The sequence below is a fragment of the Gulosibacter molinativorax genome, from assembly GCF_003010915.2.
Classification (GTDB): Bacteria; Actinomycetota; Actinomycetes; order Actinomycetales; family Microbacteriaceae; genus Gulosibacter; species Gulosibacter molinativorax.
In genome coordinates, this window is record NZ_CP028426.1 from 1,273,070 (window position 1) to 1,296,879 (window position 23,810).

Annotated in this window: 25 protein-coding genes and 1 tRNA gene; 10 read left to right on the plus strand and 16 right to left on the minus strand. The window is 65.0% G+C overall.

The window, feature by feature from the left end:
* Positions 1–2: 2 nt before the first annotated feature.
* From GMOLON4_RS06015 to GMOLON4_RS06025, 3 genes are read right to left on the minus strand one after another with little or no spacing between them, the layout of a single operon-like run.
* Positions 3–941, minus strand: coding sequence for a type II secretion system F family protein (locus tag GMOLON4_RS06015; protein ID WP_026937705.1), 939 nt, complete (start codon positions 939–941; stop codon positions 3–5).
* On the minus strand, positions 938–1,813 hold the full coding sequence (locus GMOLON4_RS06020) for a type II secretion system F family protein (RefSeq protein WP_035733627.1): 876 nt from the start codon (positions 1,811–1,813) through the stop codon (positions 938–940). Before GMOLON4_RS06020 ends, GMOLON4_RS06015 begins: the two co-directional genes overlap by 4 nt.
* Positions 1,807–3,033, minus strand: coding sequence for a CpaF family protein (locus GMOLON4_RS06025; protein WP_026937703.1), 1,227 nt, complete (start codon positions 3,031–3,033; stop codon positions 1,807–1,809). The genes GMOLON4_RS06020 and GMOLON4_RS06025 overlap by 7 nt, the downstream gene beginning before the upstream one ends.
* Before the next feature lie 161 nt (positions 3,034–3,194).
* Between GMOLON4_RS06025 and GMOLON4_RS06030 the strand changes: the two genes are divergently transcribed.
* Positions 3,195–3,485, plus strand: coding sequence for a cupin domain-containing protein (locus GMOLON4_RS06030; protein WP_026937702.1), 291 nt, complete (start codon positions 3,195–3,197; stop codon positions 3,483–3,485).
* A 57-nt stretch (positions 3,486–3,542) separates the two neighbouring features.
* A tRNA-Leu gene (locus tag GMOLON4_RS06035) sits at positions 3,543–3,626 on the plus strand.
* 64 nt (positions 3,627–3,690) lie between these two features.
* Here the strand turns inward: GMOLON4_RS06035 and GMOLON4_RS06040 are convergent.
* From GMOLON4_RS06040 to GMOLON4_RS06055, 4 genes are all read right to left on the minus strand, one after another.
* Positions 3,691–4,386, minus strand: coding sequence for an arsenic resistance protein (locus tag GMOLON4_RS06040; RefSeq protein ID WP_146137545.1), 696 nt, complete (start codon positions 4,384–4,386; stop codon positions 3,691–3,693).
* On the minus strand, positions 4,380–5,498 hold the full coding sequence (locus GMOLON4_RS06045) for an NAD(P)/FAD-dependent oxidoreductase (protein ID WP_026937701.1): 1,119 nt from the start codon (positions 5,496–5,498) through the stop codon (positions 4,380–4,382). The genes GMOLON4_RS06040 and GMOLON4_RS06045 overlap by 7 nt, the downstream gene beginning before the upstream one ends.
* A gap of 156 nt (positions 5,499–5,654) precedes the next feature.
* A complete protein-coding gene (locus GMOLON4_RS06050; protein WP_035733622.1) occupies positions 5,655–5,897 on the minus strand; it encodes a type 2 periplasmic-binding domain-containing protein in 243 nt (80 codons plus the stop codon).
* Complete coding sequence (locus tag GMOLON4_RS06055; RefSeq protein WP_026937700.1) at positions 5,851–6,855, minus strand: IS481 family transposase; 1,005 nt, start codon at positions 6,853–6,855, stop codon at positions 5,851–5,853. The genes GMOLON4_RS06050 and GMOLON4_RS06055 overlap by 47 nt, the downstream gene beginning before the upstream one ends.
* Before the next feature lie 141 nt (positions 6,856–6,996).
* Here GMOLON4_RS06055 and GMOLON4_RS06060 point away from each other — a divergent pair, with 141 nt between their 5' ends.
* Positions 6,997–7,425, plus strand: a complete 429-nt coding sequence (locus GMOLON4_RS06060; protein ID WP_084147657.1) for an EamA family transporter — start codon at positions 6,997–6,999, stop codon at positions 7,423–7,425.
* A gap of 39 nt (positions 7,426–7,464) precedes the next feature.
* Positions 7,465–7,974 (plus strand): hypothetical protein, encoded by a 510-nt coding sequence (locus GMOLON4_RS06065; RefSeq protein ID WP_026937698.1) that lies wholly within the window; start codon positions 7,465–7,467, stop codon positions 7,972–7,974.
* Positions 7,975–8,030: 56 nt separating this feature from the next.
* Here the strand turns inward: GMOLON4_RS06065 and rdgB are convergent, their stop codons facing one another.
* The 3 genes from rdgB to murI form a co-directional block, all read right to left on the minus strand.
* Positions 8,031–8,651: an RdgB/HAM1 family non-canonical purine NTP pyrophosphatase gene (rdgB, locus tag GMOLON4_RS06070; protein WP_035733618.1), complete on the minus strand. Its 621-nt coding sequence runs from the start codon at positions 8,649–8,651 to the stop codon at positions 8,031–8,033.
* A complete protein-coding gene (gene rph / locus GMOLON4_RS06075) occupies positions 8,648–9,376 on the minus strand; it encodes a ribonuclease PH (RefSeq protein ID WP_026937696.1) in 729 nt (242 codons plus the stop codon). Before rph ends, rdgB begins: the two co-directional genes overlap by 4 nt.
* Before the next feature lie 62 nt (positions 9,377–9,438).
* Complete coding sequence (gene murI, locus GMOLON4_RS06080; protein WP_026937695.1) at positions 9,439–10,260, minus strand: glutamate racemase; 822 nt, start codon at positions 10,258–10,260, stop codon at positions 9,439–9,441.
* A gap of 41 nt (positions 10,261–10,301) precedes the next feature.
* Between murI and GMOLON4_RS06085 the strand changes: the two genes are divergently transcribed.
* Entirely contained in the window at positions 10,302–11,672 is a 1,371-nt protein-coding gene (locus tag GMOLON4_RS06085) for a nicotinate phosphoribosyltransferase (RefSeq protein WP_051267306.1), read from the plus strand.
* 15 nt (positions 11,673–11,687) lie between these two features.
* Here the strand turns inward: GMOLON4_RS06085 and GMOLON4_RS06090 are convergent, their stop codons facing one another.
* The 5 genes from GMOLON4_RS06090 to GMOLON4_RS06110 are packed head-to-tail and all read right to left on the minus strand — an operon-like array spanning position 11,688 to position 15,213.
* Positions 11,688–12,449, minus strand: coding sequence for an enoyl-CoA hydratase/isomerase family protein (locus tag GMOLON4_RS06090; RefSeq protein WP_026937693.1), 762 nt, complete (start codon positions 12,447–12,449; stop codon positions 11,688–11,690).
* Positions 12,449–13,027 carry a MarR family winged helix-turn-helix transcriptional regulator gene (locus GMOLON4_RS06095; RefSeq protein WP_026937692.1) on the minus strand — a complete coding sequence of 193 codons (579 nt, stop codon included), beginning with the start codon at positions 13,025–13,027 and terminating at the stop codon, positions 12,449–12,451. The genes GMOLON4_RS06090 and GMOLON4_RS06095 overlap by 1 nt, the downstream gene beginning before the upstream one ends.
* Positions 13,014–13,499 carry a PaaI family thioesterase gene (locus GMOLON4_RS06100; protein ID WP_051267304.1) on the minus strand — a complete coding sequence of 162 codons (486 nt, stop codon included), beginning with the start codon at positions 13,497–13,499 and terminating at the stop codon, positions 13,014–13,016. Before GMOLON4_RS06100 ends, GMOLON4_RS06095 begins: the two co-directional genes overlap by 14 nt.
* Before the next feature lie 2 nt (positions 13,500–13,501).
* Entirely contained in the window at positions 13,502–14,308 is an 807-nt protein-coding gene (locus GMOLON4_RS06105) for an enoyl-CoA hydratase-related protein (protein ID WP_026937691.1), read from the minus strand.
* Positions 14,305–15,213: a 3-hydroxyacyl-CoA dehydrogenase family protein gene (locus tag GMOLON4_RS06110; RefSeq protein WP_051267301.1), complete on the minus strand. Its 909-nt coding sequence runs from the start codon at positions 15,211–15,213 to the stop codon at positions 14,305–14,307. Before GMOLON4_RS06110 ends, GMOLON4_RS06105 begins: the two co-directional genes overlap by 4 nt.
* Positions 15,214–15,383: 170 nt before the next feature.
* Between GMOLON4_RS06110 and GMOLON4_RS06115 the strand changes: the two genes are divergently transcribed.
* The 3 genes from GMOLON4_RS06115 to GMOLON4_RS06125 are packed head-to-tail and all read left to right on the plus strand — an operon-like array spanning position 15,384 to position 19,516.
* The gene (locus GMOLON4_RS06115) at positions 15,384–16,601 is read left to right on the plus strand and encodes an acetyl-CoA C-acyltransferase (protein WP_026937689.1); all 1,218 of its coding nucleotides are present in this window, start codon (positions 15,384–15,386) and stop codon (positions 16,599–16,601) included.
* A gap of 34 nt (positions 16,602–16,635) precedes the next feature.
* Complete coding sequence (locus GMOLON4_RS06120) at positions 16,636–17,811, plus strand: acyl-CoA dehydrogenase family protein (protein WP_026937688.1); 1,176 nt, start codon at positions 16,636–16,638, stop codon at positions 17,809–17,811.
* Positions 17,812–17,821: 10 nt separating this feature from the next.
* Positions 17,822–19,516 (plus strand): class I adenylate-forming enzyme family protein, encoded by a 1,695-nt coding sequence (locus GMOLON4_RS06125; protein ID WP_051267299.1) that lies wholly within the window; start codon positions 17,822–17,824, stop codon positions 19,514–19,516.
* Between the two features lie 78 nt (positions 19,517–19,594).
* Here GMOLON4_RS06125 and GMOLON4_RS06130 read toward each other — a convergent pair whose 3' ends face one another.
* Positions 19,595–21,271 (minus strand): class I adenylate-forming enzyme family protein, encoded by a 1,677-nt coding sequence (locus tag GMOLON4_RS06130; protein WP_084147654.1) that lies wholly within the window; start codon positions 21,269–21,271, stop codon positions 19,595–19,597.
* 169 nt (positions 21,272–21,440) lie between these two features.
* Between GMOLON4_RS06130 and GMOLON4_RS06135 the strand changes: the two genes are divergently transcribed.
* Together GMOLON4_RS06135 and GMOLON4_RS06140 are read left to right on the plus strand one after the other, a co-directional pair.
* The gene (locus GMOLON4_RS06135; RefSeq protein WP_084147653.1) at positions 21,441–22,583 is read left to right on the plus strand and encodes a phosphotransferase family protein; all 1,143 of its coding nucleotides are present in this window, start codon (positions 21,441–21,443) and stop codon (positions 22,581–22,583) included.
* Between the two features lie 2 nt (positions 22,584–22,585).
* Positions 22,586–23,809 (plus strand): acyl-CoA dehydrogenase family protein, encoded by a 1,224-nt coding sequence (locus GMOLON4_RS06140; RefSeq protein ID WP_026937687.1) that lies wholly within the window; start codon positions 22,586–22,588, stop codon positions 23,807–23,809.
* The last annotated feature ends 1 nt before the right edge of the window (position 23,810 follow it).

Consider the following 23,810-nt stretch of genomic DNA (forward strand, 5'->3'; position numbering starts at 1 on the left):
GGTCAGAAAGTCGAGGTCAGTACGAAGTAGGACGGATAGACGGCGAAAAGCACCGTGACGGGGAGCAAAAGCAGAACAAGCGGGACCATCATGCGGATTTCTGATTTCCCGGATTCCTCGAGCAGGTCCCGCTTCGCGAGATCGCGCGCATCCTGCGCCTGGGCCCGGAGCACCTCGACGAGAGGGGCGCCGCGCTCCATCGACGTGACGATGTGGTCGAGGGTGCGCGTCAGCGGCGTGTAGGCAAGATCGCGGCCGAGCTCCCGCAGCGCCGCCGCCACCGGACGACCGGCACGCACCTGCACGATCACGCCGCCGAGCTCGCGCGAGAGCTCACTGCGACCCATCTTGCTGAGCCGGATGAGCGCATCGACGATGCCCTCACCCGCCGCGAGTGAGAGCGACATGAACTCGAGGACGGTCGGGTATTCGCTCGCGATGCGGCGAATGCGCGCGCTCGCCGCCTGGCGCAGGAGGAAGTCGCGGAGGGCGACCGCTCCCCCGGCGAACAGCACCGGCACGAGGATTGCCGCAAGGAGGTATTGCGCGGAAATGCGCATCAGGGCAATCGAGACGACGACGCCAAGGAGCGCGCCGACGAGCGCCCAGACCGCCTGTTCGGTGCGGAATCGTTCGAGCGACGTCTCGCTGCCGGACTGCCGCAGTCGCGTGCGAATGATGTCGTTGCCGCCGACGACCTCGCTCAGGACCGTCCGCAGCCACGTGATAATCGGCGAGGCGAGGGTGCCGAGCACCGGCAGCGGATCCATCGTGCCGCGGTTCGTGTGCTGGCGGGCCTCGTCGCAGATGTCCGTGACGTGGGGCGCGACGCGGTCGATGAGGCGAACGCGGGCGAGGCGCGGGATGGTGCCGACAAGCGACCAGAGCCCAATGCCGAGGCACAGGCCGAGCAGGGATGCGATGCCGAGCGATGCGCTCACGCGAACCACCGTCCCTCTTCGCGCAGGCGCCCGAGCGCGAGCATGAGCCGGTAGGCGATTACCGAGACGGCGACGCCGATCCCGATGACGATGACGCCGCCGGGTGTGTTGTACGCGGCCGCGGCCTCCGGCCTCGATGCGAGCATCACCAGCACGATCCAGGGTGCGACGACCCCGAGCCGAGCCGCGTTCAGCACCCAGCTCTGTCGTGCCTCCGCCTCGTGACGTACGCCTTGCTCCTCGCGCAAGAACGCGGAGAAGTCGCGCAGCACGCGGACGAGCTCGGTCCCGCCGACCTCGCGGGCCATCCGCAGTGTTTCGAGGAGCCGATCGGCGACCGGGTCGGCCAGCCGCTCCTTCGCCTCGTCGACCGCGAGGTTGAAGGAACCCGTCGCGCGATACTGCCGCGCGAACGCCGCAAAATCTTCCCGCAGCGGCTCCGGCCCGGTCTTCGCGAGCTGCTCAATCGCATCCGGAAGCCCGAGGCCCGAGCGCACCGACGCGATGAGGTGATCAACGACATCCGGCCAATACGCGCGGTTCGCGCGCCTGCGCTGCTGCGATCGCCAGCGTACGAGCGCGAGCGCGCCCCACATCCCGACGATGAACCCAATCAGGCCGAGCACCAGGATGCCCGTGGCGAGCACCGCGATCGCGCCAAGGATGAGCCCGATCACGAGTGCGAGAAAGAGGAAGCCGACCACGGGGATGCGCTCGAGGCCAGCCCGCGTGAGGTCCTCGCGCAGCCGCCGAATCGCCGCGGGCTCCCTGGATGCGCGTTTCATCGCGCTCTCGGTCGGCCCGAGGATCGCGGTGAGAATGAGAAGTAACCCGGCGCCCGCGACGAGGCCCAGGGCGATCGCGGTCACCATTCAGGCACCAGCATCGGCATCGGGTCGACGCCTCGGCGCACGTACTTCTCGAGCCGCGGCGGCTTCACCCCGGTGGCCGCGAGCACGCCGTGTTGGCGGTCGAACAGGGTGGATGCTTCGATCACCCCGGCGTGCACAGCGCCCGTCGGCGCGAGAATTTCGTGCACCTGGCGGCGACCGTTCGGGAGAATCTCGAGGTGCACGACGAGGTCGATCGCGGATGCGATGGTCGGCACGACGAAGCTCGAGTCGATGTTTCGGCCGGCAAGCAGCGGCAGCGTCGAGAGTTTGACGAGCGCGTCGCGGGCCGAGTTCGCGTGGATCGTGCACATCCCCGGCAGGCCCGAGTTCAGGGCGATGAGGAGCTCGAGACTTTCGGCCTCGCGCACCTCGCCGACGACCAGTCTGTCGGGTCGCATCCGGAGTGCCTCCTTCACGAGTCGCCGCAGCGTGATCTCGCCGGTGCCTTCGAGCGACGGCTGGCGGCACTGCATCGCGACGACGTCGCGCGCGACGAGGTCGAGCTCGAAGGTCTCTTCGACCGTGACGATCCGCTCGCTCACGGGTGCCGCGCCGAGCAGCGCCCCGACCATCGTCGTCTTGCCCGTGTGGGTCGCCCCCGCGACCAGGATGTTCGACCCGGCCTGCACCGCGCAGCGCAGGAATGCCGCGGCCTGTGCCGTGAGCGATTCGCGATCAACCAGCGCGTTGAGATCGCGGATGCGCCGCGCGAACTTGCGGATATTGATCGCGGGGTATCGGCTCGAGACATCGGGAATTACTACATGGAGGCGACTGCCATCCGGCAACGAAGCGTCCACGAACGGCGAGCTGACATCGAGCCGCCGACCGGTGGACAGCAGCATCCGGTCGACCAGGTCGCGCAGCTCGACCTCGGGGATGACCGTCGAGGTGAGCTCGGGCACGCCGTTTCGGGCGATGAAGACGCGGCTGGGCGCGTTCACCCAGATCTCTTCGATCTCCGGGTCGTCGAGGAACGGCTGAAGCGCGCCGAACCCGGTAATCTGGGCCAGCACATCCGCCGCGGTCTTTGCCTCGTCTAAGACCAGCGGGAGATCGCTCACGAGCGCGCGCTCGGCATAGGCGCGCACCTCGGACTGCACGAGCTGCTGCGCTTCTCGGCCCGCGGAAAGCTCGATGCGCTCGCGCTGGACGCGATCACGCACCCGCGCGGTAATGGACGACACTGCTTGGCTCACGTGCCGGATGATGCCCGATGGACTCAAACCAACAAAAAGTTATCCACAGTCGGGCCTGCCGACGCTCGCGCATCCCCGCTCAGGGCCTTCTCTGTCGAATGCTGGTGGAATGCCGATGTCTGAGGCAACGGAACCGAGGCAACCCAACCGAAAGGCCACCAATGACTTCCACGTCACGCAGCGAACTGCAGCTCGAAAACAACACCTTCCGCGTCACGAAGTGGATCATCGATCCGGGCGGTGTCATCCCGATGCACCGCCACGACTATCCCTATGTCGTCGTTCCGCTGATGACCGGCTCCATGACCGTGACGATGGCGGACGGCACGGTGCTCAGCACCGAGCTCGAGGCCGGAGCGAGCTACACCCGCCCGGCCGGTGGCGAGCACGAGGTCGCCAATCACAGCGAGGATGTGACCGTCGAGTTCGTCGAAATTGAATGGATCGGCTGACTCGCACGAGCGGCGCCGTCCACATCCGGGCCCGCGAGCCAGTAGACTGATCGCTGCGCGGGCGTGGTGGAATTGGTAGACACGCAGGATTTAGGTTCCTGTGCTTTTAGCGTGGGGGTTCAAGTCCCCCCGCCCGCACCAATCACGATCTCTCGTGTTGTGACCGCACGCAGGTAACGCTCATGCAAATGTTCATGCAATAGCGTCACGTCTTCAGCAAGACCGGAGCGGGCTTTTCGCTCGTCGCCGCCCGATCTCGCCGCCGGAAGACCTGGGTCAGCACCGTGAGGTGCGGGAACTCGATCAGCATCCCGAGCACGATCGCCGCAGCGACAAGCGGCTGTTCGGGGAATGCGGCCGTAGTGAGCGCGAGCATCAGCGGTGCGTTCCGTGCCGACGTCGTCATGGTGAGGAGCGCATGGGCACCGTGTTCAAGCCGGAATAGCCGCGCCACCGCTTCGCCGAGTGCGTAGGTCGCGACGAAGAACACGAATACCGCGAGCAGCACCCAACCGAAGTCGCCAGGATGCGACCAGATCGCTCGTGAGTTCGCGGCAAACAGGTACACGATCAACGCTGCGATCAGGTACGGCACGGCCGCATCCACCGCATCCAGCACCCGGGACCGGAGTTCCTGCGGCAGGCTCCGCAGCAGGAGCCGAAGCACGACCGCGACCGTTCGCGGGGCCGAGCGCAGGGCCCGCCAACCGTCGAAGCGCAGCGTGAAGAATATCGCGCCAACCAGGACGAGGATCAGCGGATCCACGAGGTCGCCGAGCGCTTCCCCCGCCGCCGGCGACGCCCAGCCGGTGAGCGTCCCGACAGCAATGGCCACGAGGAATAGCCCGGTGACGAGTGCCGGGCGTGGCGCCGACAACACGCCAACGACTCGCCTCAGCACGCGCATTCCGCGCCGCAGCAGGAGAGGTCGTCCGTGAGCATCCCGGCCTCACGCCAGGCCTCGAGCGCGCTCGTGTCCTTCCCGGATCGCTCACCGATAACTCGCGCGATGTGCGCGAATCGCTGGCGGAACTTGTAGATAAAGCAGAATTTCAGGCCGCCGTGGCGAATCGAGGGCCCAGAGAGGAAGAGCCCGGGCGTGATCGTCGATTGGTCATCCTCGTCGAGTTCCGGCCAACCATCAGGTCGTGCAGTGAAGAGCTGTTGCACCGGACCGAGCCCCGAACCAAAACCGGTCGCGGCGATGGGCTTCGAATCGCTGCGGATGTTCTCGCCGTCACTCAACTTCGTGGCGAAGCCATCGCCGACGGCATGCACGCTCACGGCCCGCGCGCTCACGAGGGAAAGCCGCCCCGTCGCGAGCGCCCGCTGGAGCCGGACGCGCGACCGTGGCGCGAGCCGGAACGAAGGATCCGAGCCGCTCCCCGCATCCCAGGGTGTGTTCTCGTCGACGACGGTGACGTGCGCGCCGTTCTCGACGTGAAGACACGCGATATCGATACCGGACTCATAGCCGCCGATCACGACGACGTCGCCCGAGCGAATTGCCCATGCCGCAGCACCGCTGGTGTGATCGGTCAGCGTGCTGCCCGAGATTCGTGGGACGAGCGGCTGCCCGAACTCGCCGCCAGCCCACACGAGTGAGCGTGCGCGGACCGACCCACGATTGCTAAACACTTCGAAGCCGTCGCTGCGCACGGCAACACCGGCTACCTCGACTTCCTCCATGATGGGAAGCTGGAAGTGTCCGGCGACGCTACGGAGATACTTCGCATACTGAGCGCCGTTCAGGTAGTCGACGCCGATGCTGAACGCCGGGGAGGTCTCGGGATGCACCGAGTTGAGGTCGGTCGCGCCGAAGCCATTCCCGGTGAACGATGGCGTGAGAAAGGTCTGCTGCTCCGGCCAATCGAGGAACGTCTGGCCGATCTGCCCGCGATCCAACACACCAAAGTGGAGGTCGTCGACCGCGGCGAGTGCGAGTGCCGTGCCGATTCCGGCGGGGCCGGCTCCGATGACGAGCGCATCGAGAGCCTGAGGTGAGGATGCCATGGAAGCACTTTCTAAGCGATACACGTTATTTGAGAATAATTCTCAATCGGCTATCGTAGTCGCAGGCGCCACTGCATCACCTCGCGACCGGCGCCACCGTGCGGGGATGCACGCGAGCGTCAGCGCGTGCATCCCCTATTCAGGACCGGTTCCGGGTCAGCCACCCGCGTAGAGCGCGGTCACCTCGGCAACGAGATCACTGACCCCGACAGGTCGTGAGTCACGCCACCACGCGAGTCGCACCTGCAGGGGCGGGCAGTCCCTGAGCGGCCGGTAGAAGATCCCCGGTCGCGGATGGTGGTAGGCCGTCGCGCTGGCGGTGATCCCGATCCCCTGACCGGCCGCGATCGCGTCAAGCCAGCTGTCGACGTCCGTGGAATCGACGAATGTTCTTCCCATTGACGTTGTGGACGCGGTCGATGGGTGATTTTCCTCGGATACCGGTATGGGGTCGGTGATGATTGTAATGATGGAGCCAGGCCGGATAGCTCTCGGCACGCTGCTGGTCTGAGGCGTAATGAGTGGCATAGGCCCATTCATCGGCGAGGGTGCGGTGGAACCGTTCGATCTTGCCGTTGGTCTGTGGCCGATACGGGCAGGTGTACAGGTGTTTCACGTCCTCACCAAGCGCAGTATTGAACGCGTTCGACCGGTAGCAGGAGCCGTTGTCGGTCATCACCCGCTGCACGGTAATCCCTTCGCTGGCGTAGAACGCGTTCGCCCGCTCCCAGAATCCGGCCGCGGTGTCTTTGCGTTCGTCGTCAAGGATTTCCGAGTACACCAGCCGCGAATTGTCATCGATCGCGGAATGCAGATACGTATAGCCGACACCGGAACGGTGTTTGCGCCCGGCGGGTCGCCCGAGGGTACGCCAGCCGCCACCGTCCGGGATACGGCCGAGTTTCTTCACATCCACATGCACCAACTCGCCCGGCGTCTCACGTTCGTATCGCACCGGTTCTGCCCGCCGGACCCGGACCCCGGTGTTCTTATCGACCTGCCCCAGCAGCGGCACGCGGTACCGGCGCAAGACTTTGGACACCGTGGACTGCGCCAAGTGCAGGTGATAGGCGATGCGGTGGGGTCCCCACCGGTGGGTGACGCGCAGCCCGATGATGCGTCGCTCAGTGCGTTGCGGGGTCCGTGTCGGGGAGGTTACTGGCCGGGAAGAGCGGTCCTGCATTCCCGCGCGGCCACCGGCACGGTAGCGGGCGACCCACTTGGAGACCGTGCTGCGGGCTACTTGGAAGCGTTCGGCGACCCGCGCTTGGGTCCAGCCTTCCTCGATCACCAGTCGAGCGATTTTGATGCGGCCTTCTACTGTGAGCGCGGCGCGGGCATGAGTAACGTATGACATGAGGACCTTCGTGTATTCGAGTGAGTGTGGTTACCCACATCGATACCGAAGGTCCTCACCTAATTCCCTTTGCCACGCTGCACACAACCTCCGTGGGAAGAACAACTAGGTCGGAGGCCGCGAAGTTCTTATGGTGGCGTTATGAGGAAGCGTCAGACCACGGTGACGGAAGCCGCAACACGGCACAGCGCCGGACCCCGCCGACAGGCCGAGGGGCTCGCGCTCATGATGGCGAGCCCGGCCGCAAGCCAGACCGGCGCGGCCTTCGGCGCAATGGCTTTCCCCGTCCTCGGTCCGGTCGGCGTGGTGGCGATCCGCCAGCTCCTGACCACTGCCGTGCTGTCCTCGCTCGTTCCCTACACGGCGGACCTGCAGGCCCTGCGCCGCGTCACGCCATCTGTCTTCGCCACGTTCACGAGCAGCCACCCCGTGTGGGCGGCGATCGCGGGCTGGGTCATCCTCCACCAGGCCCTCGAGGTCAGGGAATGGCTCGGCATCGGGCTCATCGTCGCGAGCAACACGGTCATTTCGCTGCATACGCTGCGGCGAGTGCCGCAACACGTCGGCTGACTCCACAGGGATGCGCAAGGTTTCCGGCAGAATTTGTCCATGGACGACGATTCCCTGCCCGATGCCCCTCCGGGGGTCCCGAAAGACCGCCACCTCTTGCGCGAGTGGATGGAGATGGGCATCTACATCGCGATCAGCCTGCTAGCATCGATCGGCACGATCGTCGAAACGGGAAACCCGGGCCAGAGCCCGCTGCCCGCGCTCTGGGGCATCATCATCGGCCTGCTGATTGCGCACACCTTCGCGTTCAGCCTCGCGTCAATCGCGACGGACACGAGGGACAACCGCCGCGAAGACCTGCTGCACTCGGCCTCCGGGGTCGCGGGCGGTCTCAGCGTCGGGGTCGCCATCACGATCGTGTCCCTCATCCTGCCTACACACTGGGAAACCGCGGCGATCTCGATCGTGTTGATTGTCTACCTCTCGCTGGCCGCAGTCGTCGTCGCTCGCAGCCGCAAGGCCAGCTGGTGGCGGACGGTGATCATCACGGCAATCGTGCTCGCCCTCGCGCTCGTCATTATCTTCGTCAAGCAGCAACTGTCGCACTAGCCGGGCGCGCGGGATGCGCCCCCAGGATGCGCTCCAACGTGCCACCAGGATGCGCGCTACAGCCCCAGCGACGACTTGAGCACCGGGATCAGCGCGTCGAAGGCCCGCCGGCGGTGACTCACCGCATCCTTCTGCTCGGGAAGCATCTCGGCAGCCGAGCGCGTCGATCCATCGGGGCTGAAGACAGGGTCGTAGCCGAACCCGCCATCGCCACGCGCGCTGCGGAGGATGGAGCCGTGCCACTTCCCGAGCACCGAGTCGGCGAAGCGCCCGGGCACGACGATAGCGGCCGAGGCCACAAACTGCGCGGTGCGCGCGAAGTCGGGTACGTCGTTGAGCTGCCAGAGCAGCAGCTGCCAGTTGTCTTCGTCGCTGCGATCGGGCCCCGACCAGCGGGCCGAAAAGATGCCCGGCATGCCGCCGAGAATGTCGACCGCGATGCCCGAGTCGTCGGCGATCGCGGGCAGACCCGTGTGGGCGGCCGCGGCGCGGGCCTTAATCAGCGCGTTCTCTTGAAAACTCAGGCCCGACTCGACCGGGGACGGCCCGTCATATCCCACGAGCTCGAGCGTCGGCAGCGCCGGAGTCAGGATGCGCCGAAGCTCGTCGATCTTGTGCTCGTTCTTCGTCGCGAGCACTACGCGCGTGGCGGGCGCCACGCCATCGGCGGAATTCATTGCGACAAGACCCCCGACTGGATGCGCGCAAGGTCCGCGTTGCCCTTGATGGCGAGCGCGAGCAGCTCGTTCAGCTCGGTGCCGTCGAACGGCTCCTGCTCCGCCGTGCCCTGCACCTCGACGAACTTGCCCGAGCCGGTCATCACGACGTTCATGTCGGTGTCGGCCCGCACATCCTCCTCATAGGGCAGGTCGAGCATCGGCACGCCGTCGATGATGCCAACCGAGACTGCCGACACCGAGTGCTTGAGCACCTCTGCCTTGCGGGTGATGTGCTTCCTGGCGCGCGCCCACTCGATCGAATCGGCCAGCGCCACGAAGGCCCCCGTGATGGCTGCGGTGCGCGTCCCGCCGTCCGCCTGCAGCACGTCGCAGTCGAGCACGATCGTGTTCTCACCGAGTGCTTTCATGTCGATCGCGGCGCGTAGCGAGCGACCGATCAGTCGCGAGATTTCGTGCGTCCGCCCGCCGATCTTGCCCTTGACCGCCTCGCGCTGGGAGCGCTCGTTGGTCGCACGCGGGAGCATCGCATACTCCGCGGTCACCCAGCCGGTGCCCTTGCCCGTGAGCCAGCGCGGCACGCCGGGCGTGAAGGATGCGGTGCACAGCACCTTCGTGTCGCCGAACGAGATCAGCGCCGAACCCTCGGCCTGCGCGCTCCAGCCTCGCTCGATCGTCACGGGGCGAAGTTCGTCGAGTGCACGGCCGTCGGCACGGTTAGTCATGAAGGCTCCTTCTAGGAATTGAGGGGGATATTGGCAGAACGGTGCAAGTACGACCGGTGCGGTCAGCTGCGGATCGTGGGGATGCGGCCCGTCTTGAGTCGTTCGACGTGACGGATATCGGAGCCCAGGAACCGGTTCGCGAGGGTCACGAACGCCTCGGTGTTTTCGCCCGTGGCTCGATAACTATAGGTGGGCGGAGTGTCGCCGGGGTTGAGCAATCCCTCAGTCGCGAGTGTGCGGTAGACGTCCTGCGCCGTCTCGACATCGCTCGAAACGAGGGTCACATCCGGCCCCATGACGTAGCCGATGACACCCTTGAGGAAGGGATAGTGCGTGCAACCGAGCACAACCGTGTCGACTTCGGCCTGCTTGAGCGGCTCGAGATACTCCCCGGCGAGCGCGACGAGCTCGGGACTCGTTGTGTCGCCGCGTTCGACAAACTCCACGAATCGCGGGCAGGCCTGCGCCGTGAGCTCGAGATTCACGGCCGCGGCAAACGCATCCTGATAGGCCTGCGAACCGATCGTCGCCTCGGTCGCGATCACGCCGACGCGGCCGGTGTGTGTCGAATGCATGGCGGCACGAACCGCGGGCACGATGACCTCCACAACCGGAACGTCATACCGTTCGCGCGCATCTCGCAGCATCGCGGCCGACGCGGTGTTGCACGCGATCACGAGCATCTTGACGCCCTCGGCGACGAGCTCATCGAGGATCTCGAGCGAATACTCTCGTACCTGCGCGATGGTCTTCGAGCCGTAGGGCGAGTGCGCCGTGTCGCCCACATAGGAAATGGATTCGCGTGGCAGCTGGGCCCGGATCTCGCGGGCCACCGTCAGGCCGCCAACGCCCGAGTCAAATATTCCGATTGGTGCACTACTCACGCAAAGGATCCTACGCGGCGCGCGTGGTTATGCTTAGCCCCATGACGCAGGATTCAGTGAACCGCACCCTCGGCATCCGCCCAGCCACTGCCCCCTCGACGGCGCTGTTGACGGACCACTACGAACTCACGATGGTCGACGCCGCACTGAAAGACGGCACCGCGCAGCGCGAATGCGTCTTCGAACTCTTCGCCCGAAAACTGCCGAACGACCGCCGCTACGGCGTCAGCGTCGGCATCGGTCGCGCCCTCGAGCTCCTCGAGCACTTCCGGTTCTCGGATGCGGAGCTCCAGTTCCTGAGCGACACGAAGGTCGTCAGCCCCGAGACGGTCGACTGGCTTGCGAACTACCGCTTCTCGGGTTCGATCCGCGGCTACCGCGAGGGCGAGGTCTACTTCCCGCAGTCGCCGCTGCTTGAGGTCCGTTCCTCGTTTGCCGAGGGGGTTGTGCTCGAGACGCTGCTGCTGAGCGTCTACAACTACGACTCGGCCGTCGCATCCGCCGCCGCCCGCATGGTCTCCGCCGCGGATGGCCGCCCGCTCGCTGAAATGGGATCGCGCCGCACGGGCGAGCGCAGCGCGGTCGCCGCGGCGCGCGCCGCGTACATCGCGGGCTTTGCCGCCACCTCCAACCTCGAGGCCGGTCGCGCGTGGGGTGTGCCGACGATGGGCACCGCGGCGCACTCGTGGACGCTGCTGCACGAGTCGGAAGAAGAAGCATTCCGCTCGCAGGTCGAGTCGCTCGGCGTCGACACGACGCTGCTCGTCGACACCTACGACGTCGAGCAGGGCGTGCGCAACGCCGTCGCCGCCGCCGGCACCGACCTCGGCGGCGTGCGCATCGACTCTGGCGACCTTCCGGTGCAGGTGCGCGAGGTGCGCGACCAGCTCGACGACCTCGGCGCTGTGAACACGAAGATCACCGTCACGAACGACCTCGACGAGTTTGCGATCGCCGCCCTCGCAGCCTCCCCCGTCGATTCCTTCGGCGTCGGCACGAGCGTCGTGACGGGCTCCGGTTCGGTCGCCTCAGGCATGGTCTACAAGCTCGTCGCCCGCAAGGATGCTAGGGACAACTGGGTGCCCGTCGCCAAGGCATCCCCCGGCAAGCACTCGGTCGGCGGCCTCAAATTCCCGGTGCGTCGCCGCGATGAAGGCGTCGCCTCGGGCGAGCTGATCTCAGTCGGAGGCCTGCCGGTTGGCGACGATGACGACCGTCCGCTCTACGTCGATTTCGTCGTGGACGGCGAGATCGACCGCCAGTGGATCGGCCCCGCGGGCGTCACCCGGGCGCGGGAGCACCACGCGATGGCCATCGCGGAGCTCCCCCGCACCGCGCGACGACTCGGCCGCGGCGAGCCCGCCCTCGCGACCTACTACATCGACGAGCACGGGAATACCTCGCTCGCGTAGGTTGGGCTGCGCCAATTACCGCTGCGCTGCCCGTATCCGTAGCTGCGCGAATTCGGCGTCGATCGACTCAGTGAAGGCGTCCGCTTCCCGGTCGAGCTCCGCGGCGAGGGCGGCGGCGGCGAAGCTCAACGAGCGCTGCCGCGCAATTCGGTGCCGATCATCCGGCGTCAGCCGACCGCTCAGCTTGGTAATTCGCGCCAGGGCGTCCGCTTCGGTCAGCACACCATCGAGGTAACCGCGTTCGCGCGCCACATCGGCACTCCAAATTTCCCCGCTGATAAACCACGAGTTTGCCGCAGCGTCGCCGATCGCGCGACGGACCATCGCCAACGCCCCTAGATCAGTCGTGAGGCCAAGCGAACCGAAGCCCGGCACGAATTTGGCCTCCGGGACCGCGAATCGCAGGTCACAGGCGCCCGCGATTCCCAGGCCAGCGCCCGCCACCGGTCCGCTAATGAGCGCAACCGTGAGCTGCGGTTGCGCGAGAATCCGCTCGACCAGCGAGGAGTTTTGACGCGTTCGCTGCGCGACGATTTCCGCCCCATCGGGTCCTCGACGCAGCTCAGCAAGCTCAAGCAGCGAGGTCATCGAACCGCCTGACGTGAAGGCCCTACTAGCGCCTCGAATCACGACCGTGGTCACGTCTTCGGCGGCCGCTGCCGAGTCGAGGTGCTCGTGAATTTCCACCAGCGCCTCGTCGTGAAGGGCGTTTCGAGTGGCCGGTTCGTTCAGGGTGATCGTCGCGATGGAATCTGCGATCTCGATATCTACCTGCATTAGTTGTCTCCAAAAGTAGGGCTATCGGGATCGTGGTCGATCAGCCGATGCAAAAGTCGAGTTAGCTCAATGACCTCGCCGCGGGTGAAGGCCGAAAGCCAGCGCTCCTGACGCGCCGCCGATGCTTTCATCGCCCGATTCGTCAACGCACGCCCCGACGGCGTCACGGTCACGATCGATTCGCGACGATTGGTCTCGTTCCGCCGCCGGTCGATGTGTCCGTCAGCCTCGAGCCGAGTCAGGATGCTCGTCACTGACCCGGGCGCGAGCCCAGTCAGATCACTCAGATCGCCCGGCCGAAGCGGGCCCATCGCGCACAGCGAAAAGAGGATGCGGTACGCCGAAAGGCTGAGCCCAACCGGACGATACGCGTTGAGGTCGAGATCTCGCTCGAACCGAGTCGTTGCCCGTGACAGCGAGAGCGTTAGCGCGAGCAGCGATGCCGCATCCGTTTGCCCACCCTGCGCCATCGTCGATTGGGCAGCGCGTTCAAACTCGCGGTGCGTCGGCGGACGATCGAGACGCGGTACCGCGCCCGACTCGGATTCGGCGAGGTTCTGGGCGTTAGTTCCCCGCAAGTTTCGAGTTACCCGTCGACGCGACCTTCTTCGACACGACTCCGTGCATCGACAGGTATGCGACCACTGTGCCGTCATCGTCGCGAACAGAGACATCGCAAATCACGTTGCGACCATAGCGATGGAGAATCTTGGCGGTAGCGCTGAGGACGCTCCCCTTCGCCGGTGCCGTGTAGGTCGTGTTCGACTGGTGTGTGACCATCGGCGTGCCCGCGGCCGTCCCGCTGAACGCGAACGCAGTGTCCGCGAGTAGGTACGGGAATCCGCCGTGCACGATCCCGAACCCGTTGCGCATCTCGTCGCGCACCGGGAGACGCAGCGTAACGCCGGTCTCTTCCACCTCAAGAAACTCGATCCCGAGCCACTGCACTGCGGCGTCGTGATCAATCTGGTGCTGCACGCGCTCCCGAGGAGTCTGCGTCGCGCTTTCGTTCTGTTCGCCGCTTTCGTCCTGTTGAACCGAGTCAGTCATGGCTATTTCCCTTTCCAAACTGGAGCCCGCTTCTCCGAGAATGCGCGGGGGCCCTCGACGGCGTCTTCGCTCGCGAGAACCTCTGCAAAAAGTCTATGGCTCAGGGCAACCTGATCGGCCTCTGTGACGCTCTTGCCGTCCTCGAGGTGACGCGCAATGCGCTTCGACGCGACGACCGGCAGGGGCGCATTTCCGGCAATCAGCTTCGCGACTCGCTCGCCCTCGGCCAGCGCTTCACCGTGTTCGACGATGCGACTCGCGAAACCAAGCTCGTACATCCGCTCGGCCGAGATCGCCTCGCCGGTCAGCAGCATGTCGAGTGCGACGGCGCGCGGCAGCATCGCGGGCAGGCGGTATACCCCGCCGGCGCCGGCGAAAATACCGACCTTCACTTCCGGCAGCGCAAACTCGCGGCCGCGTTCGACGATCACGACGTCGGATTGGAGCAGCATTTCTACGCCGCCGCCGTAGGCCGAGCCGTTGGCCGCGGCGACGATTGGTTTCGAGGTGGTCTTGTCGGTACTACCGCCAAACCCATACTCGGCATACGGCGCGTCTTGTGGAACAACGTTTCCGCCAGCAGCCATCGATTTGAGGTCGGCGCCTGCGCTAAAGACTCGGTCTCCAGCACCGCTGAGCAGCACGCAGCGCACCACTGGATCTTCTTCCGCGCGGATGAGCGCTGCGGCGATGCCGCGGGCGACTTCCACGTTGACGGCATTCAGCGCGTCGGGCCGGTTGATCGTGACGTGGAGGATGTGGTCCTTCAGCTCGGTCAGGACTGCATCGGTCAGTACAGCATCGCTCATGAAGTTGCCTCGTTTCGGTAGCCGTAGAAGCCCTTGCCGGTCTTGCGGCCGAGGTCGCCCGCGGCCACCATTCGCTTCAAGAGCTGCGGCGGGGCAAATCGTGGATCGTTCGACTGCTCGAAGATGCTGTTGCCCGCCCGCAGCGTCACGTCGACACCAGTCAGGTCCATCGTCGCGAAGGGGCCCATCTTGTGTCCGAACGCCAGCTGGCATGCCCGGTCGATTTCCTCGGGCGTCGAGAGCCCCGCTTCGACGAGGCGGGTCGCCTCTTGGACGAGGACAGTCATCAGTCGCGAGGTCACGAAGCCTGCATCGTCCCGATTCACGAGGATGGTCTCTTTGCCGAGCTGCTGCGCGAGCCCGAGGGCGCGAGCGACCGTACTGTCAGAAGTCCGGTATCCGCGTACAACTTCGCACAGCCCCATCGCGGGAACTGGCGAGAAGAAATGCATCCCGATGATGCGCTTGGCACCGCTCGAGGTCGCCGCGATCTCGGTGATCGGCAGAGCGGAGGTGTTGGTCGCGAGCACCGCGTCCGGCCGGGCGGCCTCCGCAAGTTCCGCGAAGACTCGCTGCTTCACGTCGATTAGCTCGATGACGGCCTCGATGACTGCGTCTCCCGCTGCCGCGTGACCGAGCTCGGTCACCGGCGTGATGCGTGCAATCGCGTCGTCCGCTTCCTGGCGCGCCATCCGTTCGCGCGCGACCCGCTTGTCGAGCTGCCGGGAGATGCCTTCGATCCCCCGTTCCGCGGCGCCATCCTGCGTGTCGAAGATTTTTACCGAAATGCCAGCAATCGCAGCGACCTGCGCGATTCCCGAGCCCATCAGGCCCGCACCGACAATTCCAAGTTCGCCTACGGGCGTTATCCCCGCTGGTGTTGAGCCTTCTAGCTCCGTTGCCATTTTCACGCTCCTGGTGTTGGTCCCTCGTTGGATAGTTCGACTCTAGACATTTTACGAAAGATTCGTCAATACATTGACATTTTGATTTCAGCGCGACTAACTTGGGCTTGACCGTGCAGCGAGGCATGGAACGGTCCGTCCGTTACCGACCTCATCCTGAAAGGACCACCGTGTCGGATTTTCAAGACAATGACGTCGTCATCGTGAGCAGCGCGCGCACACCCATCGGTCGTGCGCGAAAAGGCAGCCTCATCGATGTACGACCCGAAGACCTCCTGGTCACCGCCGCGCGCGGCGCGATCGAACGTGCCGGGAACGTCACCACCGCCGACTTCGACGATTTCCACGTCGGCTGCGCCGAGCCGGATGGCGAATCGGGCGACAACATCGCCCGCCGTGTCGCCATCCTGTTAGGGGATGACACGCTCCCTGGCACGACGATCACCCGCTTTTGTGCCTCCAGCATTCAAGCGACGCGGATGGCATTCCACGCCATCCGCGCGGGCGAGGGCAACGCGTACCTCATCGGCGGGGTTGAGCAGGTCTCGCGAAGCACACCCAACCAGGCGACCAAGCACCCCACATTCGCGGATGCGCCAGCGCGAGTTGAGACGCAGCTCGGTGGCGATACCTGGGTTGATCCCCGCGAATCAGGCCTGCTGCCGGACTACTACATCGCAATGGGCCACACCGCCGAGTTCGTGGCCCGAAAGACCGGCACCTCGCGCGCTGACCAGGATGCCTGGGCGCTGCAGTCGCAGACCCGCGCCGGCGCCGCAATCACAAGCGGGTACTTCGCGGAGGAGATCGTGTCGGTCACCCTCGCGGACGGCACGGTCGTCGAGACTGACGACTCGCCCCGCCCCGGCACCACGGCCGAGGCCCTCGCGGGGCTGGCACCGGTGTTTATCCCGAACGGCACTGTGACCGCGGGGAACGCCTGCCCGCTCAACGATGGCGCGTCCGCGCTCGTGGTGACCTCAGGCGCGTTCGCGCGTGAACGCGGGCTCACTCCTCTCGCAAAGATTCGCTCAACGGCCGTGAGCGCCCTCTCCCCCGAAATTATGGGGCTCGGGCCAGTCGCATCCTCGAAGATCGCGCTCGAGCGGGCGGGCATCTCCGCCTCCGACCTCGGTGCCGTCGAACTCAACGAAGCTTTCGCCGCCCAGGTGGTCCCCTCGATTCGCGAACTCGGACTCGACCCGGCGATCGTCAACCCTCACGGCGGAGCGATCGCGCTCGGCCACCCCTTCGGTGCCACCGGAGCGCGGATGCTCGGCACCCTCGCTCACGAGCTCACGTTACTCGATCGCGAGCTCGGTCTCGCGACGCTGTGCGTCGGTGGCGGCCAGGGCATGGCAGTCGTGCTTGAACGAGTCGGGAACTAAGACCGTGATCAATCAGAATTTGGAGAATACCGAGATGCTTGCAGGCCTAGACACCGACTACTACAACTACTGGGACGACTTCAGCGTCGAGGAGCAGGAGCGCCTCACCGAGCTGCGCTCCCTACTCGAGCGCGAAGCCAAGCCTCGCGTGAACGACCTGTGGGCGAAGGAAGAGTTCCCCTTCGACCTGGTCACGCCGCTCGCCGAGCTAGGGATCTTCGGGATGCTCTTCGACGAGAGCAAGCGCTTCGAGTCGTCCGCCCGCTTCCGCGGCTGGGTGACCCTCGAGCTGGCCCGGGTGGATGCATCCCTCGCGACCTTCTTCGGCGTACACGTCGGCCTCGGGATGAACTCGATCGGCATCCTCGGCTCGCCCGAGCAGCGGGCCGAGTGGTTGCCGAAAATGGCCCGCGGCGAAGTCATCGGCGCGTGCGGTATTACCGAACCACTTTCGGGCTCCGACACCGCGAAGGGCATCCAGGCGACCGCCCGCCGCGATGGCGACGACTGGATCCTGAACGGTCAGAAGCGCTGGATTGGTAACGCCACGTGGTCGGACATCACGATCATTTACGCGCGCGACGTCGAAGACGGCCAGGTCAAGGGCTTCATCGTGCCCACCGACACCGAAGGCTACAAGGCCGAGAAGATCGTCAACAAGCAGTCGCTGCGCATCGTGCAGAACGCTGACATCACCCTTACCGACGTCGTCGTCCCCGAGTCGCTCCGGCTCGCCAACTGCAATAGCTTCCGCGATGTGTCCCGGGTGCTCCGCCACACGCGCAGCGAGAACGGCTGGATCGCCACCGGCCTGCAGATGGGCGCAGTCGAGCTCGCCCGCGAGTACGCGCTCGAACGGGAGCAGTTCGGTCGTCCTATCGCCAGCTTCCAGCTCGTGCAGGATCTGCTCGTGAAGAGCCTCTCGAACGTCACGTCGTCCCTCGCGCTACTCGAGCGCCTCGCGACGGTCACCGACCGAGGTGAGCACATCGACGAGATGGCCTCGCTCTCCAAGGCCTACACTTCGGTCCGCGCCCGCGAGACCGTGTCATGGTGCCGCGAACTCTTTGGCGGCAATGGCATCGACCTCAACTACAGCATTTCCCGGTTCTTCTGCGATGCAGAGGCTGTCCACACCTACGAGGGCACCCGAGAGATGAACACACTCATCGTCGGCCGTGACTTCACCGGCATCGCGGCGTTCGTCTAAGGATTATCCATTGACTCAACACACATCAGACCACCCGTTCACTTCAACCGGCCCCACGCTTCTGCTCGACGGCCGGGTCATCCCGACCGACCAGACGCTCCTCGACATGTTCCGGGGCCACGTCGCCAATCGAGGCGACGTCACGGCGCTGCACTTCCTTGGTCGCGACTTTTCGTGGCGAGAACTCGATGACTCGAGCAACGCGTTTGCCGCGTATCTACGCGAGGTCGGCGTCCAGCCAGGCGACCGCATCGCCGTCCAGCTACAGAACTCACCGCAGTTCCTGATTGCGACCTTGGCCGCTTGGAAGCTTCGGGCTGCGATCGCACTCGTCGGCCCAATGTATCGCGTCGCCGAGACGAACAATCTGCTCAAGATCTCGGGCGCCACCGTTTTCTTGACGCAGATCGACAACTGGGCCGCCGACGGCCACGTGGCGATCAGGGACACCCAGGTGCGTCAGGTGATCACGAGCGACTTCCGCGACTTGGCCACGGCCGTGCCCGAATACCTGCAGTCGCCCGCGCGACTCACGAACCCGACGGATGCACCTGACTTCCTGGAGCTTCTCGAGGCACATCGCGGTGCCACGCCGCCAGATTCCGACGGCGCGCAACCTGAGGATCTCGCGATCATCGCGTTCACGTCTGGAACAACCGGGCCTGCCAAGGGCACGATCACGCGTCACCGAAACCTGGTTCACGGTGTCGCGTCCTGGACGAGCTGCTACGGCATCGACCACCCCTCGCACGTCATGCTCTCGCTCGCCCCATTCGTTCACATCACGGGCGTCGTGGGCAATATCGGCGCCTGGATCTGGTCGGGCTGCAAGATGGTCTCGCAGCCCCGATTCGCTCCCCTCGAGGCCCTGCGACTCGTTGAGGAACAGCGAGTTACCTGGATCGTGGGTGCCGCGACCGTGTACACGGCGCTCCTGCACGGCAGCACCGAGCAGTCCTTCGACACGACATCGCTTGTCCTGCTGATTTCGGGTGGCGCACCAATCCCCGCGACCCTCGAGCAGCGCCTGCAGGATGCTTTCGGGGCCGAACTGCGGCCCGGCTATGGCATGACCGAAACGACGACCTCGGCAACGCTGACATTCGCCGGGCAACGCACGCGACTCCACGAGGAGTCGGGTGTGATTTCGGTCGGGCAACCCGCCACCGGCGTCTCGATCCGCATCCTGGGCGATGATGGCGAACTCCACGGCCCCGGCGAGACCGGCGAGGTCCTGGTGCACGGCCCGAACGTCATCGATGGGTACTGGGAGCAGCCCGAGGCAAGCGCAGAGTCGGTCGTGGACGGCTGGCTGCACACGGGAGACGTCGGGTTCCTCGACGAGGATGGCTGGCTGTACTTGGTCGACCGAACGAAGAACATGATCATCGCATCCGGATACAAAGTCTGGCCCCGCGAGGTCGAAGAGGCGCTCTACAAGTTCCCGAACATCCGTGAGGCTGCGGTAATCGGCGTTCCCGACGCCTACCGGGGCGAGACGGTGAAGGCATACGTCTCCCTCCGCGATGCGAGCGTTGAGCTCGATGTAAAGGCTGTGGAGGCACACTGCCGCGAGCTACTTGCGGCCTATAAGGCACCTCGCATTATCGAGGTCGTCGACGAACTGCCGAAGAACCCCAACGGCAAGATTCAACACCTCGAATTGCGCAAGCGTCACGCGGATGCGCAGGCCCAAGCAAAGTAGGTAGGACAAGGATGCGACTGTGGGTGAGTACCAAATCGGTCCTCACCCACAGCCGCATCACCACCGGAGGACGCCGTCTCAGTCCCCCGCGTTCGCCATCTCCTTGAGGCGCAGCGAGTCGATCTTCCCGTTCGGGTTTTTCGGCAACTCGGGAAGGAACCGCACTGCCCGCGGCACCTTGTACGCAGCGAGGGCTTCTTGGCAATACTCGCGGAGTTCTTCCTCCGACACTGGCGCTTTCAGGGACACGTAGGCGACCACAGTCTCGCCCCGATACTCATCCGCGGCACCCACGACCGCGGCCTCGCGGACGAGCGGATGCGCGTAGAGCACGTCTTCGACCTGACGCGGCCAGACCTTGTAGCCGGATGCAATGATCACCTGGCTCTGTCGGCCCGCGATATAGAGCCAACCGCGATCGTCGCGAAAGCCCATATCGTTCGTCTGCAGCCAGCCGTCCGGGAGATACGCGGCTCTCGTCGCTACTTCATCTTGCCAATAGCCAAGCGTGCGCCCAGGACCGGCGACTTGGATGAGGCCCTCCTGATGAGGCTTCAGAGTCGCCCCGTGTTCATCGACGATTCGGACCGAAACGCCCGGGAGCGGTTTGCCGACCGAAACGATGCCGGTTTCTTCATCTACCCTCGTCACCTCGCCCACAGGGGTGGTCGTCACTGCCGCGGTCGACTCCGTGAGACCGTAGCCGGGGCCAAGTTCGACGCCGAGCGAGGCAGCGACTTCGCGTGCCAGCTGTGGTGGAATCGGTGCACCCCCGCAGCCCGCGTAGCGCCACGACGAAAGGTCAACGTTCTCGGCACCAGCTTTCATCATCGCCAGGTAGGCGGTCGCTGCTCCCGTTGTCCAGGTCACGTGATGCTCTTCGATCGCTTTGAGAAATGTCGCAGGCTCGAAGCGGTCGGCGAGCACGAGCTGGCACCCGGTGGCCAACCAGGCCCCGATGTGAAGCGAGAGGCCAGTGATGTGCACAAGTGGCGCCATCGCGAGCAGCACTTCGGCTTCACTGTCCACGCCGCTGGCCTGCACGTATGCTCGACCGATCGAGATGAGGTTCCCGTGGGAAACCCGAACACCCCTGGGACGCCCCGTCGAACCCGAGGTATATGCGAGGATCGCCTCCTCGCTTGGGCCCGGCGCATCCTGTTCACCCGCAAGGCCCCCTATCCGAGGTGGACTACCCAGGTTCGCTGCGATTTCCTTGGCGAAGCGAATGCCCTCGACGGGGCCGTCTCCGTCCTCCGCCTCGGCGATCCTCGGCTCGACTGATTCGCTGAACTCGCTCGTGCGCGCCGTCAAGAGCACCCTGAGGTTCGTGCCCGACACCGCGGCTTCGCCGTGCGCATCCCATTGCCTCGGCGTCATGAGCCATGCACGGGCCCCGCTATCGATGGCAATTGCCTTGACCTCGGCAGACGTGTACATCGGGCTGACGGGCACGATCGAGGCCCCGATGCTCCACGCCGCAAGCGTGGCGATCACGAATTGTGGGCCGTTCTGCTGTTGCACGATCATCCGGTCGCCACGCCTCATTCCGGCGCGTTCGAGGACCGAAGCCGCCGCGGCTACATCCCGCCCGAGTTGTGCGTATGACCATTCCCGACCGAAACACGCCATCGCGGTCGCGTCGGGCCTGCGACGAACGGAATGCCGAAACGCCGCGAGCGGCGTGGAGCTCTCGGTAACCCCAGTCGTGACTGGACTCACTGTGGATTCGTCGTTCGCAACTTCCTGGGACACCTTGGATCTCCTTTGATCTGAACTGTCTCGTCGTGGCTACGGCGCCGCCCCCTACGCGACACCCTCCGCACGAGCTGTGCACCATCGCACAGCTTCAATCTACTAGTGTTCTAGCTAGATACCTATCTATTTTGGGTTGAGTGACATCGATGTCGCTGAAAGGAATGCAATGACGCAATACCGTCCGACAACATCCAACCTGCCGTCAGAGTTACCAGGGTTACGTCTCGAGGAATTCGCCGAGTGGGTAGCGGATGCGCATCCCGAACTCGGTCGCGTCACGGGCGCGCGACGGCTTGTCGGCGGGCACAGCAACCTCTCGTACATCGTGGAGACAGACAACGGCAGATACGTCCTCCGACGCCCTCCGCTCGGCCACGTCATGGAGACGGCCCACGACATGCGTCGCGAGTTTCGAGTCCAAGCGGCTCTTGGCGGCACACCGGTACCCGTCCCGCAGACGAGGTTTTATGCCGCCGCAGACACCAGAAACACCGGGGTGGACACCGAGTTCTACGTGATGGACTTCGTCGAGGGCACGCCCTTTGGTGACGCCTCGGTCAATGCTGACCTCTCCCCCGCCACGGCGCACGAGCTCAGCCTGGAAACTGGCCGCGTGCTCGCGCACCTGCACGAGGTTGGCCCCGCAGAGGTCGGGCTCGCAGACTTTGGCAAACCGGGAGGATTCCTCGTCCGACAGGCCAATCGCTGGAACAAACAGCTCGTTGCGTCAGAGAGCCGGGAAGTTCCCGACACGCGACGGCTCGGTGAGCTTCTCGCGGCGAGCGCACCCGAAGATAGCGGATCGGCGATCCTGCATGGCGACTACAAATTGAACAACACGCTCGTTGATCTGACCGGGGCAATGCCAAGGATTGCGGCGTTGCTCGACTGGGAAATGTCCACACTCGGCGACCCACTCACCGACTTGGCGGTGCTGGGCATCTATTGGCGAATGTCCGAGATTCACCCGACCACGGCTGAGGCCTTTGCCTCGCCGGTCGATTTTTCCGCGGGCTACGCATCCTTCGGCGAAGTCTCGGCGGCGTATTTCGCGGCACGAAGCATCCCCGAGCCGCCTCACATGCCCTGGTATCACGCGCTTGCCGCCTTCAAGATCGCGGTCATTACCGAGAGCCTGCACTATCGCTTCGTGACTGGCCAGACCGTCGGCGACGACTTCGCGCGGATGGGCGAGATGACCGAGCCGATCGCGGCCGAAGGGCTCCGCGCGTTCAGTGCCCTCGATAGTGATGCCCTCGATAGTGGTGCCTCCTCCCAACCATACCCCAACAGCAGTTTTGGAGCATAACCGTGGATTTTGCACTCGACGATAAAACGAAGGCCCTTGCCGAGGTCGCGAAACGCTTCCTGCACGAGGAGGTGATTCCTGCCGAACCCCAGCATGCCGCTGACCTTCGTGATGCGGAGAATCCGTGGCGACGAACCCCGACGGCGCGACGGTTGGCAGCGCGTGCACGCGAACTCGGACTGTGGAATCTTTTCCTGCCGGGTGAAGACGGTGCGGGGCTCACGCAGCTGCAGTACGCAACCATTGCGGAGATCTCCGGCTGGAGCCCGAATCTCATGCCGCAGGCGATGAATTGTGCCGCGCCGGATTCCGGCAACATGGAAATGTTGCGCGATTTCGCGAGCCCCGAGGCCAAAGATCGATGGCTCAAACCTCTTCTCGACGGGGAAATCCGTTCCGCGTTCTGCATGACGGAGCCAGCCGTCGCATCCTCGGACGCGCGAAACATCCAGGCGTCGATGATCCGCGACGGTGACGAGTATCTGATCAATGGACGCAAATGGTTCACGAGTGGCGCGATGAACCCCGAGTCCGAGATCTTCATCGTGATGGGTAAGTCGGACCCGACTGGCGAGCCGCACCGCCAGCAGAGCATGATTCTCGTGCCGCGCGACACACCGGGCGTCACCATCCTGCGGCCGCTCACGGTATTCGGATACCTCGACCACGACCACGGTGGACATGCCGAGGTCGATTTCGTTGACGTTCGCGTGCCAGTCACGAACATTCTGAAGGGCGAAGGCGAAGGCTTCGCCATCTCCCAAGCACGGCTTGGCCCCGGGCGAATCCACCACTGCATGCGGCTGCTCGGAATGGCGGAACGGGCACTCGACCTCGTCGGGCACCGGGCCTGGGAGCGGAGTGCCTTCGGCAAGCCGCTCGCAAAACAAGGAACGGTGCGGGAGTTCGTCGCGAACGCGCGGATCACGATTGAGAGTCTGCGCTTGCTGACGCTGAAGACCGCGTGGTTGATGGACACCGTCGGTAACCGCGCCGCCCACACCGAGATTCAGGCCATCAAAATCGCCGTCCCGCGCGAGGTGCAAGCCATCATCGACGACGCCATTCAGCTCTTCGGTGGCGCAGGCCTGAGCCAGGACACTCCGCTGGCCGAACTCTTCGCCGCCGCGCGCGGGCTTCGTCTTGCGGACGGGCCGGATGCCGCGCACATTGCGTCGCTTGGCCGCAATGAACTGCGACGCTTCGAGCCCTCCGAGGCTGTCTAGC